General features: G+C 43.5%; 8 protein-coding genes. 7 read left to right on the top strand and 1 reads right to left on the bottom strand.

Annotation, left to right across the window (positions count from 1 at the left end):
* Nucleotides 1-9: 9 nt before the first annotated feature.
* A complete protein-coding gene (gene metE / locus ACG95_RS11325; RefSeq protein WP_048000619.1) occupies nucleotides 10-2313 on the bottom strand; it encodes a 5-methyltetrahydropteroyltriglutamate--homocysteine S-methyltransferase in 2304 nt (767 codons plus the stop codon).
* Between the two features lie 861 nt (nucleotides 2314-3174).
* Between metE and ACG95_RS11320 the strand changes: the two genes are divergently transcribed.
* The 7 genes from ACG95_RS11320 to ACG95_RS11290 all read left to right on the top strand — a co-directional run bounded on the left by ACG95_RS11320 (nucleotide 3175) and on the right by ACG95_RS11290 (nucleotide 11973).
* Nucleotides 3175-4809: a sulfotransferase family protein gene (locus ACG95_RS11320; RefSeq protein ID WP_048000618.1), complete on the top strand. Its 1635-nt coding sequence runs from the start codon at nucleotides 3175-3177 to the stop codon at nucleotides 4807-4809.
* Nucleotides 4787-5956 carry a sulfate adenylyltransferase gene (sat, locus tag ACG95_RS11315; protein ID WP_048000617.1) on the top strand — a complete coding sequence of 390 codons (1170 nt, stop codon included), beginning with the start codon at nucleotides 4787-4789 and terminating at the stop codon, nucleotides 5954-5956. Before ACG95_RS11320 ends, sat begins: the two co-directional genes overlap by 23 nt.
* A 2-nt stretch (nucleotides 5957-5958) precedes the next feature.
* Nucleotides 5959-6582 carry an adenylyl-sulfate kinase gene (cysC, locus tag ACG95_RS11310; RefSeq protein ID WP_048000616.1) on the top strand — a complete coding sequence of 208 codons (624 nt, stop codon included), beginning with the start codon at nucleotides 5959-5961 and terminating at the stop codon, nucleotides 6580-6582.
* Entirely contained in the window at nucleotides 6545-7540 is a 996-nt protein-coding gene (locus tag ACG95_RS11305; RefSeq protein ID WP_237756503.1) for a DHH family phosphoesterase, read from the top strand. The genes cysC and ACG95_RS11305 overlap by 38 nt, the downstream gene beginning before the upstream one ends.
* 34 nt (nucleotides 7541-7574) lie before the next feature.
* Nucleotides 7575-9311, top strand: coding sequence for an aryl-sulfate sulfotransferase (locus ACG95_RS11300; protein WP_048000614.1), 1737 nt, complete (start codon nucleotides 7575-7577; stop codon nucleotides 9309-9311).
* Between the two features lie 246 nt (nucleotides 9312-9557).
* Complete coding sequence (locus tag ACG95_RS11295; RefSeq protein WP_048000613.1) at nucleotides 9558-9755, top strand: hypothetical protein; 198 nt, start codon at nucleotides 9558-9560, stop codon at nucleotides 9753-9755.
* A gap of 442 nt (nucleotides 9756-10197) precedes the next feature.
* A complete protein-coding gene (locus ACG95_RS11290; protein WP_048000612.1) occupies nucleotides 10198-11973 on the top strand; it encodes an SLC13 family permease in 1776 nt (591 codons plus the stop codon).
* Nucleotides 11974-12584: the final 611 nt, after the last annotated feature.

The raw sequence follows: 12584 nt of genomic DNA, 5'->3' as shown, positions 1-12584 counted from the left end.
CGGTGCCTCCTAATTCTTAGTTGCTAATTGTGCTTGGATGGCGTTGCGAGCGGCGACCATGTTCTTCAAAGCGGCCAATGCTTCAGGTTCTTGGCGGGTCTTTAAACCACAGTCTGGATTGATCCAGAATTGGTGGACGTCGATGACGCGTAGGGCTCGTTGAATATTGGCTTCAATCTCGTCAACACTTGGAACGCGGGGACTGTGAATGTCGTAAACGCCTAAGCCAATTTCTTGATCGTAGCCGGTCTGTTCAAAAGCACTGATGATTTCACCGTGACTGCGTGAGGTTTCAATCGAAATGACATCGGCGTCTAACGCTTTGATCGTGTCAATAATATCGGCAAAGTTCGAGTAGCACATATGGGTGTGAATCTGAGTATCATTTTGAACGCCAGTTGTCGTGATCTTAAATGAGTAGACTGCTTCATCCAAGTAGGCCTGCCAATGACGTTGTTTGAGTGGTAAGCCTTCTCTTAAAGCGGGCTCGTCCACTTGAATAATCTTAATGCCGGCTTTTTCTAAGTTTTGGACTTCTTGACGTAGGGCGAGGGCGATTTGGTTTTGGACCTGTGCCCTAGGGATGTCATCACGAACAAAGCTCCAGTTGATAATCGTTAAGGGTGCCGTCAGCATCCCTTTGACCGGTTTATCCGTTAAACTTTGGGCGTAAACGGATTCAGCTACGGTAATTGGTTCGGTGTAGTCAACGTCCCCAAAAATCACGGGTGGCCGCACACCACGGGAACCATATGATTGAACCCATCCATTCTGGGTCGCATAGAAGCCCGTTAGTTTTTGACCGAAGTATTCGACCATGTCAGTACGTTCAAATTCACCATGCACTAAGACGTCGATACCGAGTTTTTCTTGGAGTTTGATCCAGCGTTTAGTTTCAGCGTGCAAGAAGGTCTGGTAGTCTTCATCGGAAAGGTTACCTTTCCGCCAAGCCGCACGCTTAGCACGAACAGTGGGACTCTGTGGAAAGCTGCCAATCGTGGTAGTTGGTAGTAATGGTAGGTTTAAGCGCTCGTGTTGTGTTTTGATCCGAGTGGCAAATGGTGCTTGGCGTTCAAAAGTCTGGTCGGCTAAGTGGGCTTCGGCTTCTCTGACACGTTGATTGTTTCGGTGACTAGACTGGTTTAGTGCGGCTAAGTTAGCCTGGTTAGTGTCAAAAGCGGATTGGACCGCCGCAACACCTTGGTTAGCTGCAATTGTCAACGTGTGTAATTCCTGTAGTTTTTGATCAGCGAAAGCTAAACCACCGAGTAGAATCGGGTCGGCCTTGGTTTCATTGACGGTCGTAATGGGAACGTGTAACAGTGAGTTAGCCGGTTGTAACCAGAGATGGTTATCGTCAACGACCGTTTGTAGCTGCTGAACTAGGGCTAGTTTAGTTTGTAAATCACTGGCCCAAACGTTATGACCGTCGATAATCCCGGCAGCCAAGATCTTGTCAGCGGGAAAGCCACGCGTTAGTAAGTGATCTAAATTCTCACCGTGATCGTGAACGAGGTCTAAACCGATTGCTTGAACGGGCAAGTCGACAATCTGGTCATACAGATCCAAGCTGTCAAAATAAGTTTGGAGTTCAATATTGAGTGCTGGTACTGCTTCGTGCAGAGTAGTTAAAGCTTGACGATAGGGGGCTAATTCACTGGCAGCCGTCGTCTTCACCAGAGTAGGTTCATCAAGCTGAATCCATTTAACATCAGCGGCAGCCAGTTCTGTCAAGACTTGTTGGTAGAGTGGTAGGAGTTGGGGTAATAGTTCGGCAACGCCAGCGTCGTCTAAGTATTGACCATTGCGTTTGCCAAGCTTCAAGAAAGAAACGGGACCTAAGATAACGGGTTTGCCGTCAATGCCAAGCTCATCCTTAGCTTCTTGGTAATAACGTAACCAACGATTGTCCAGTAGTTTAAATGTGATGTCGTCGAATTCAGGAACGATGTAATGGTAGTTGATGTTGAACCACTTCGTCATTTCAGCGGCCACGGCCGTATCGGTTCCACGAGCAATCGCATAGTAATCATTGAGGTCTAATTGATGATCGAAATGACCGAAGCGGGTTGGAATGGCACCGAATGCAACTAAGGTATCTAGGACGTGGTCGTAGTCGGAATTGTCAGCGACGGGGATGTAGTCGATACCCAGTGACTGCTGCTTTTTCAAGTTAGCTAATCGTAATTGCTTAGCCGTTGCATGGAAGGTCGTACTATCTAACTGGCCCTTCCAGAAATGTTCCAATAAGTGTTTCCATTCGCGATGTTCACCTAATCTTGGGTATCCTAAGCTACTATTAATAATTGTCATCATGACCACTCCTTTAAATTAATAAATCATAAAAAACGGCAGCTTCATCCTAATTAAAGGACGAAGCTGCCGTTCGTGGTACCACCTTAGTTTGTCATTACCTCGCAATAATGACCTTAACCCGTATAACTTATACGGTGGCTGGTTAACGGTAGCTAACTGTCATCACCTAGCAATTGCTCAGTGGTGCCGTTTGGAGGCCATTTTTCAGCATCGGTTACCGGTTTGGTTCTCACTGATCCAAACTCACTGGGCGGCGTGCGATGATTACTTTCCTCGTCAAAACGTTCTGTTTTTTTCTGTTGATTAGAAAATACCACCGTTTTCTAATTTAGTCAAATTTAATTTTAATCTTTATGCCATTTATTTTGTCAATTAGCTGGTGTTTAAATGATTAGTTTATGAGAGTTGACTAAATATAAATGTCATGATGTCTGAAATGTGTTGTGCCAATTAGAATTTAGAATATTGATACTAGTTGATCTGAATTTGAATTGACTGATTGTTATTTGAATAGAAGATTAGCACAGTATGTGTCTAAAATAGCGATTCATTGGTTGATTAATGACCAGTATCACTTGTGTTGAAAAGAGCCTTCAATGGGTCAAGTGTGAGTGCATGAATCACTGGAACTAGTGGGTTTCAGAACTGTGAAATTTTTGAGAACACTTTAGGATAGCGGCCGAAATTAGCCAACTGATTGCCAGCGTTATACCGCAAATTATAATCGGATTTCATGAAATCATCACATATTTTTCAGGTTGTGGTTATCAATTAGTACGAGATTCTTGCTAGGATATATCTCGAGCCCACTAACGAAGTATCGGAATAAAAAATAAATTATGTTTAGGATGATGGCAGATGAGTCAAACTTTATGGCAACGAATATTTAACCACCAACGTCCCAAGCAGGCCGTGTTAATTCTTGGTAGCGGTCGGTCGGGCACTTCAGTAATGACGAAGTGTATCAATCTTATGGGAGTTTCCCTCGGAACGGATAATTTGTTAGCGCCTAGCAAACGAATTAATCCAAAAGGGTACTTTGAAAATAAAGACGTGATCAAGATTCATAAGTCACTTGGCGGCAAGCTGCGGTATCGTCCAGCTTTCACGGGCTACTATGATAGTCCCAAGATCAAGAATGACCGTAGCGCACTGACTAAATATTTAAAACAGACTTTTGAAAATGAACAATATCTGGCAATTAAAGATCCACGGATGAATGACTACATTGAGTTGTGGCAACACGTCTTGGCGGACGTCGACGTGAAGCCGGCTGAAATTGTGCTCCTACGTAATCCACTAGACGTTGTCGACTCTAATGCGCGAGCGTGGAAACGGGATACGACTTTAGCCATGCGTCAGTGGCAAGTCCGGACTTTACTATCATTACGTGATAGTGATCCTGAACAACGAATCTTAGTCACTTATGAAGATTTATTTGGTCAAACGTTGAACACGTTGAAACGTATCGCCACTAAATTCGGCTTACCATGGACGGAAGATGAGACTACTCTTCAAGTTCAGATTAATAACTTTATCGATCCTGAATTACAGAAGAGTGACAGTGGTGAAAGCTTAGCCGGTTTTGAGGCTCGCACCGATGTTGATCCTGACGTCAAAGCACTTTACCTGTTAGGACGACAAGCGGCGGCTGATCCCCAATTCTTTGCTTCAACCGAATTCCAACAAAAAATTGATGAGATGACGACGACTTACCTTCAAAAGTACGGTGCCTTGTACCGGGACTTCAATGTCAAAATCAACAGCAAAACTTTCTATGTATTTGGAACTGATCAGAGTGAGATTGATCAAGTGAACGACGTTTTAACAGCTAATGACGTTAAGATGGTCGCTCAAAAAACACCGATTCATGAAGTAGCGGCTGATCTCAGTGAGCGCCTGCATAACGGTGTCTTAGATCCCAAGACTTATTCACGAGACTTCTTAGTTGTTGAACAAAAAGAAGAGCTGAATAATTATTTACGTAAAAATGCAAAACGTGAAGCGCTCTGGGGCGTTGGTGATGTTTTGAATAGTGAAATTGCGGAGATACTTACAACGGTCAGCGCGGAGTTAAACGCTGATACACACAATATCGTGATTGCCCAAGACTTAACAGCGATTACGGATCAACGCGTGTTACAGACAACGGTACAACAGTTGATGCGCACGCTTCGAGCCGTCGAGCAACCGCCTTACCTAGTTGTAATGGCGGATCAATTGGATCAAGTTGCCACACAAACGGCGATTACTGAATTTATTGCTGAACAACCGACCAAAGAAACGCTGGCTGCAGATACGCAACCGGATGAAGCGTTGCAATTACGGACACCGTTAGATTGGCAAGAAGTGGCGGCCACGTTGACCGCACTCTGTCAGGCAGCTAGTGAAGATCCTGAGCAACAAGTCGCACTGAACCATTTTGTTAATGTTAATTATGATGAAATCGCAACGATGAAAGGTGATCAATATGCAAACAGTATACGGAATTAAAGCCCATGGTGGTAAGTTAGTTAACTTAGAAGACTTCAGTGAAGCAACCCGGCAGGCAGCCGAACAACTTCCTAGTTTAACGATCAATAACTGGAATATTTCTGACTTGGAACTGATCGGTATTGGCGGTTTTAGTCCATTAACTGGCTTTATGACCAGTGATGATTACCATTCCGTTGTTAATACGATGCACTTGAAGAGCGGTGTGATCTGGAGTGTTCCCATCACGTTAGGTGTCAGTCAAAAGGATGCTGATCAGATTGAACTGAATTCAGAGATTGCGTTAAAGGGTGCGGACGGTACTATTTACGGCACGATGGTAGTCGAAGATAAGTTCGTTCCTGACAAGCAGTTAGAAGCTCAGAACGTCTATAAGACCACCGATGAAGCTCACCCAGGGGTTAAACGACTCTATGAAAACGGTGACGTTTACTTAGGTGGCGCAATCAAGTTATTGCAAAAACCTGACCATGGTGCCTTTAGTGACTACTACATGGAACCAACCGAAACGCGTAAAATGTTCCACGATCTTGGTTGGCAACGAATCGTTGGGTTCCAAACCCGGAATCCAATTCACCGAGCTCACGAATATATTCAAAAATTAGCATTGGAAAATGTTGATGGCTTGTTCTTGAACCCATTGGTGGGTGAGACAAAGGCAGATGATATTCCAGCTGATGTACGGATGGACAGTTACAAAGCAATTTTGAAAAACTACTATCCTGAAGAACGGGTTCGATTAGTAATCTATCCAGCGGCTATGCGTTATGCAGGGCCTAAGGAAGCCATCCTGCACGCGATTGTTCGGAAAAACTACGGCTGTACCGATTTCATCGTTGGCCGTGACCACGCGGGTGTTGGCGACTATTATGGCACTTATGAAGCCCAAGAATTAATCTCTTCAGTTGAAGAAGAGATGGGCATGCACTTCTTTAAGTTTGATAATTCCTTCTATTGTAAGAAATGTGGGTCAATGGGGACTCAGAAGACCTGTCCTCATGGTGAAGAAGATCATATTTCACTCAGTGGGACCAAGGTTCGTCAGATGTTAGCAGACGGCATCGTGCCACCTAAGGAAGTTTCTCGTCCAGAAGTTGCTCAAGTTCTCATTGATGGCTTGAAGCGTAAACGCGAACAGGAGGTTTAACGATGGTGAAATCAGACAATATAACGTGGCACCATTCACAAGTTAGCAAGGAACAGCGCCAGACGGTCAATGACCATAAGAGTGTTGTTCTATGGTTTACGGGATTATCCGGCTCTGGAAAATCTACAATCGCTAATGCGGTTGAAAAAGCCTTGTTCGATCAACAGGTGCACAGCTACGTCTTAGATGGCGACAATATGCGGTTTGGCCTCAATAAGAATCTTGGTTTTTCAGCTGAGGATCGCGAAGAAAATATTCGCCGCATTGGTGAAGTTGCCAAGTTGTTTGTGGATGCGGGTGTCGTTACGCTGACCGCCTTTATCTCGCCATACCGGGCTGATCGTGACCAAGTACGAGCTAACGTTGAAGCGGATGAATTCATTGAAGTGTTTGTGGATACGCCATTGGCCGTGTGTGAAGAACGGGATGTGAAGCAGCTCTATGCTAAAGCTCGTCGTGGTGAAATCAAGGGCTTTACGGGTATTGACGCACCGTACGAAGCACCTGAAGATCCAGAAATCACGATTGATACATCGAGTCAATCACTAGCAACGTCCGTCGATCAAGTCTTAACTTATTTGGCTGATCATGGCTACGTTCAATTGGCTACTGCCAATGAAGGATAACTTAGTTTTAAACACGATTATGAGTCGGATTACTGATGCGGATCGCATCCTAGTCTATCGACATACTAATCCTGATCCGGATGCCATCGGTGCTCAGATGGGCTTGGTCCAACTATTGGCAACGGCTTTTCCTAGTAAAACGGTGGTGGCAATGGCAGCAGTTCCGCAACGCTTGGCTTGGTTGGGTGTGACGGATGAACAATCAGTGACACCACAAGCAACTGATTTAGTCATTGCAGTGGATTGCGCTAATGCCGAGCGCTTAGAAGGTCAGCTTCCCGCGGATGCATTGATTATTAAGATTGATCATCATCCAAATCGAGATCCATACGGGCAACTGAACTGGGTTGATGAAAGTTACAGCAGCTGTTCAGAGATGATCTATGACTTGTACGCCTATACGACCGGCCAATTGACAATGACGGCAGCGGTAGCGACTGCTTTGTATGCCGGTATTATTGGTGATACGGTCCGGTTCTCCACGCCAGAAACGTCTAGTCGAACGCTAACGATTGCGGCTAGTCTTGCGACCGAAGAAATCGATATTGCAGCTATCAGTCATCATGAGATGGATTTGACGCCAGCCTTAAGTAAACTTTCTGGCTATGCGTTAAGTCATCAGGTTGATGACGGTGATGGTTTGGTGCACGTGATTATTTCGCAAACGCATTTTGAACAATTAGGGCTTCAGTACGGTGAAGAAGATGTTCTTGTTCCGCTCTTAGGTAACCAAACGACCGCTAAAGTGTGGTTGTGGTTCATTGAAACTCCTGAAGGCAACTATCGTGTCCATTTCCGTTCACGAGCCATTCCAGTGAATGATGTCGCCAAAGTCTTTGATGGTGGTGGGCATCCGTTAGCTAGTGGAGCGTTTGTTCCGGATATTGCTACAATTGAACGAGTCGTTCAGCGAATGCGAGCACAAGTGGTAGCAAAAACGGTGGTTTCTTCGGTATAATTGAGTTATTAAATGAATGAGGGTTGTGAACAGGATGCGAAAAAGAAATTGGTTGATCGCACTAGTTGTGGTCATCGTGGTTGCCGTTGGTGGTGGCTGGGGTTATTATCATTATCAGCAAACGTCAACGACGAAAACGACTAGTAACGTCCGGTCGGATAGTGCGGTCAAAAAGGATATTAATACCCGTTTAGTACAGACGGAGATTAAGGCGCAGTCTAGTGAAACGTCAACGTTGAAAAAAGCGGTCGCTAACAAGGACTATACGGTTGATAAGATGTATACCAAGGTGAACCCATATGGGACTTCACCATTGTCAGCTAAGGTCATCTTCCACACGAGCCAGGCCGCTAAGGTCAGTTATACGGTCGTTGGTAAGAGTAGCAAGACGTCAATTTCTAATACGGTTAAGTCGTATACGACTAACCATGATCTGACGGTCTTAGGACTGTACGCGGGCACTAATAACCAGGTTAAGATTACGGTGACGTATAAGAGCGGTAAATCTGTTACGAAGACGATTCGTTTACAAACGGAAAAATTACCTGCTTCACTCACAAGTTTTAAGATTAACGTTAAGAAAGCTAACAAACAAAAGATGGTCTTAGGTACTGGTAACGCGAAGTTAACGTTTATGGTGCGGACGACGATCTCTGGTAGTAAGCAATCGAAGAACTTGTCGTTTGGCTTGGATGCTGACGGTAATATTCGTTGGTATACCACACGACCAACTTCGCATATCTTCAAGCAGTTGACTAACGGGCACTTACTGATTTGGACTAAATCTAATAGTAAGAATTCGTATTTTGACGAGTTAGTTAAAATGGATTATACCGGTAAGGTCTATAAGACTTATAAGTTTAACCATACAGCTTTGGGTAAGGCGAAGGGGTCTAAGAAGCAGAACCATAACCAAGTCCATCATGATGTAACAGAAATGGCTAATGGTGATCTGATTGCGACCGTTTCTGATGGTGGTCGGACTTATGTTGAAGATACGATGATTGTCATCTCGCACAAGACGGGTAAAATCACCAAAGTCATCAACATGAAGAATATCCTGCCATCGAAATTCTACACGGAATATAATGCAACTAAGTCCAACAAATACATGGGTAAGAAGGACTGGTTCCATCAGAACTCCGTCTACTATGATTCAACGGACAAGAGTTTGATTATCTCTAGTCGTAATCAGAACTTGGTTATGAAGATCGATTACAAGACTGAAAAGATCAAATGGATTCTATCCAGCAAGAAGGTTTCAGCTTGGCCGAAAGCTTACAGGAAGTATCTGTTGAAATCTAGTGGTAAAATCTCATGGCCGGGTGGGCAACACGCTGCCATCGTTGATCCTTCAACGTTAGGCAATAAAGGTTCACTGAACGTGTTGATTTTCAACAACAACGTGGCCGTTGGGACGACTAAGAAGTCCTTACAAAATTCTTCTGGTAAGTATTCAGAAGGCGTGGAATACCACATTAATGAAAAGACTAAGACGATTTCCCAAGTAGGTAGCTACGGTAAATCGCTAGGTAAGAGTAATTTTGCCAATATCATTGGTTCTAACCGCTACTTGAGTTCTTCTAATCGCCTCATTGACTTTGGCTGGTTGAATAACGGTAAGTCTGCCAATATTATTGAATACGATACGAAGACGAAGCAAGAAGTCTATAACGTTGAGTTATCCAATCTTGGTAGTGGTGGTTATGTTTACCGGGCAGAACGGTTCTCGTTGTACCCAACTAAGCACAGCTACGGTATTGATGAATAGGTAATGATTAAACAGTCTGGCAGATGCTAGACTGTTTTTTTTGATAATATATTGGTTAACAACAAAAAAACTAGTTACAAGCTTCGCCACGATGGTCAGTACTAGTTCAGCTGTTGGAACGATGCCTTGATCGTAATTTTAAAACAACCAATATTAATATAATAAACGTTAACCTAACGAAACCAATTAGGGATTGAGATAACCTGTGGATGAGTCTATAGTGACCTTAAAAGGGGATTGATAAATATGGAAGAAATCGTATCATTTGAATATTCAACTAGCGCCAAAGCTTTAGATGCAGCAATTTGTGAATATAAGGTGGATGGAAAAAAGATTCTTAAAATTGACTTTCCAGATGACAAGGGATTTGTCGCCATTCATGAAAAAGATGGTAAAACGGAGTATGTTAAGGCCGCATATATGAAATTTGAGACTAAAAAGTAATTAAATAGGTTACTGGTTTATGAACAGTTTAGCAATTGCTAAGCTGTTTTTTTGTGTCCTGATTGAGGTTGGTTGTTGAAGCATTGCCGGCTTAGAAAATGCCGCTTTGATACAAGCTTGGAGTCGGTTGGCTTAGACCAAAAATCGGTTAAAAGCTTTATGGCTGTAGTGCTCCGACGAACTTTAACTTAATATAAATAACTTAATGAAAAGGTCTAATTTTCTTCAATCAAAGCTTGTTAACTGACAAATAATTTCATACCCTGTCGGATTTATGTTCACATTCCAAGTTTACAATTATGGTTATGTTGAACGGAGCTGACAAGTACCAGACGAGATCGCTAACGGAGAAGCAGATTTCAATAGGCCTTTTCAGCAAGAATCTTTAGTAGGAACCTTCAACGGGACCAAATTAGAAATTAGTCGAAGCGGAGCGATGATTATGACCCTGAATATTGCAATTGTATTAATCACCTTACTAGTTTCATTTGTTTTAATGGCGATGGAAATCACCACGCCGAATGCAGTCATCCTCTGTGCACTGGCATTTTTGATGTTTGTTGGGATTCTGTCGCCAAGTGATGCGTTGTCTGGATTTGCCAACGATGGCTTAGCCACGATTGCGTTGATGTATATCATTGCTTATGCAATCGCCAAGAGTAACCTAATTACTCGTCTGTTTGATCGAATTCTAGGCGATGGTAAAAGTGAGAAGCGGTCACTGTTCAGATTGTTAGCAAGTGTCAGTCTGATTTCACCTTTCATGAATAATACACCGATCGTGTCAACCTTAACGCCGATGGTTCAACGATGGTGTAAGCAAAAGGGACTGGCCGTTTCAAAATTCTTGATTCCATTGTCGTATGCCACCATTTTAAGTGGATTGTTGACAGTTTTAGGAACTTCAACCAACCTAGTGGCCCAAGGGTTACTGTCAAAATATGACTTACAAAAATTTGGGACGTTTGATTTGGCGATTGTCGGGATTCCCATTACGATTGTCGGCTTAGTTTATCTGCTAACAATCGGTTACCGGCTATTGCCAACGTATTATGGTAGCAGTGTTGATGATGTGGTCGCTGATCCAAATGACTACATGATTGAAATGACGTTAGGACCAGATTTTGAGTACCTTGATGCGACGGTTGCGGAAGCTAAGATTCAAAACTTATCCCGTTCGTTTCTAGTTGCAATCAATCGTGGCGGTCAGGCCATCGTACCCGTAGTGGAGAGCACCGTCTTGCGATTGGGTGACCGGTTATACTTTACTGGAACGTTCGATTGTATCAATGATTTGATGCGCATCAAGGGCTTAGTGCCTAGTACGCAGAAGATTGATATGGCGGATATTACTAGCGAAGGCGCTCGGTTAGTTGAAGTCTCCGTTCCTGATACTTCAAGTTTAGTTAACCAAACGATTAAGTCGTCACGTTTTCGGAATGTTTTTGGTAGCGTCGTTGTTGCGATTCGTCGTAACGGTGAAAATCTGGAAAACCGTTTAGGCAGTATCCGGCTAAAGGGTGGCGATAATCTCGTCATGCTTACAACTGGTGAAGCGGATGAGTTGGACACGTTAAAGGACTTACACGTTTTCAATGTTCAAAATGTGCAGACACGTAAACATACTTATAAGGATTTTCTACCTATTTTCTTGTTGGTAGCAACGATTGTTGTTTCAACGATGGGCATCCTTGATTTATTTGTCGGACTAGCTGCTTCATGTGTCGTATTGTTCTTAACGAAGTGTGTTTCGGTCAGCGATATTGTCAAAGCGGTTGATATGAACGTCTTATTCTTAGTTGCAAGTAGTTACGCACTGGGACTGGCAATGTCAAACGTTGGGGCGGATAAGTTTATCGCCAAATCGCTGGTCGCAATTACGGGTGATGCGTCACCGTTGATCTACATGTTCTTGATTTATTTCGTCACCAACTTCTTAACGGCGATCTTATCCAATGCGGCAGCGTTGTCCTTGATGTTCCCAATCGTGGTTTCGGCGGCTAAGTTAGAGAATTTACCCGTCATGATGCTAGTAATGTTGATTACAATTGCGGCGACGGCGGACTTTTCAACGCCAATTGGTTATCAAACCAACCTGATTGTCTATGGACCAGGCCATTACAAGTTTACGGATTATTTCAAAGTCGGGATTCCACTGAACTTAATCTGTATGGTGATCTGTGTGTTCGTGACTTACTACTTTTATATGGTGATTTAAATAAGAGTGGGCCAGCAGGCGGTCAGAGACCGAGCATAGCCTAGGCACGGTGATGATGGTGTGTTTTGCCATCGTTACCGTGCCGTAGCTAAGCGGAGGTCTTTGCCTGCTGGATCACGTTTCGGCCATCTGTATAACTACGTATTATGCTAGTTGAAATTTCATCCTAATTACATTGCTCTATGTGCTGCTTTTTCCGCCTACCGGGGTGGTCTGACAACGCTGGAACGCCATGGGCACGCTTTTGAGCTCACCAGCCGAACCCGCTGGCAATCTCAAAACTCGGCCTTACACTAACCTGAGCAAACCACTCAGCTAAGTGTAATTTCATGCCTGAGCGTTGTCAGACCACCACTAACGGCTAAGTTGGAGTTCAAATGTTGATAAACACTTTGCTTTACTTGGTTTTGATTTGATTGATCGTTATTTCAAAAGTGAATTAACCGGCCGTATTACGGCAATTGCCGTAACTTTTTAATAATCATCTTGGTAAACTGAGAAAAAACTTTCTAACCAATGTAATAATTATGACTAATTGGCCTAAAAATTTAGGTGCATATGTCTGTCTTTGACTACTATCCAGCCGTGAGGAGCGTCCTGACAATGTTCAG

Origin of the sequence: Lactiplantibacillus herbarum (genome assembly GCF_001039045.1) — a bacterium.
GTDB classification, from domain to species: domain Bacteria; phylum Bacillota; class Bacilli; order Lactobacillales; family Lactobacillaceae; genus Lactiplantibacillus; species Lactiplantibacillus herbarum.
This window is presented reverse-complemented; position numbering and strand designations above follow the sequence as displayed.

Excerpts from the sequence above, each read along its gene's own strand:
- ACG95_RS11290 (WP_048000612.1), top strand. The coding sequence starts at position 10,198 with ATGACCCTGAATATTGCAATTGTATTAATCACCTTACTAGTTTCATTT.
- ACG95_RS11300 (WP_048000614.1), top strand. The coding sequence starts at position 7,575 with ATGCGAAAAAGAAATTGGTTGATCGCACTAGTTGTGGTCATCGTGGTT.
- cysC (WP_048000616.1), top strand. The coding sequence starts at position 5,959 with ATGGTGAAATCAGACAATATAACGTGGCACCATTCACAAGTTAGCAAG.
- sat (WP_048000617.1), top strand. The coding sequence starts at position 4,787 with ATGCAAACAGTATACGGAATTAAAGCCCATGGTGGTAAGTTAGTTAAC.
- ACG95_RS11295 (WP_048000613.1), top strand. The coding sequence starts at position 9,558 with ATGGAAGAAATCGTATCATTTGAATATTCAACTAGCGCCAAAGCTTTA.
- ACG95_RS11305 (WP_237756503.1), top strand. The coding sequence starts at position 6,545 with ATGGCTACGTTCAATTGGCTACTGCCAATGAAGGATAACTTAGTTTTA.
- metE (WP_048000619.1), bottom strand. The coding sequence starts at position 2,313 with ATGACAATTATTAATAGTAGCTTAGGATACCCAAGATTAGGTGAACAT.
- ACG95_RS11320 (WP_048000618.1), top strand. The coding sequence starts at position 3,175 with ATGAGTCAAACTTTATGGCAACGAATATTTAACCACCAACGTCCCAAG.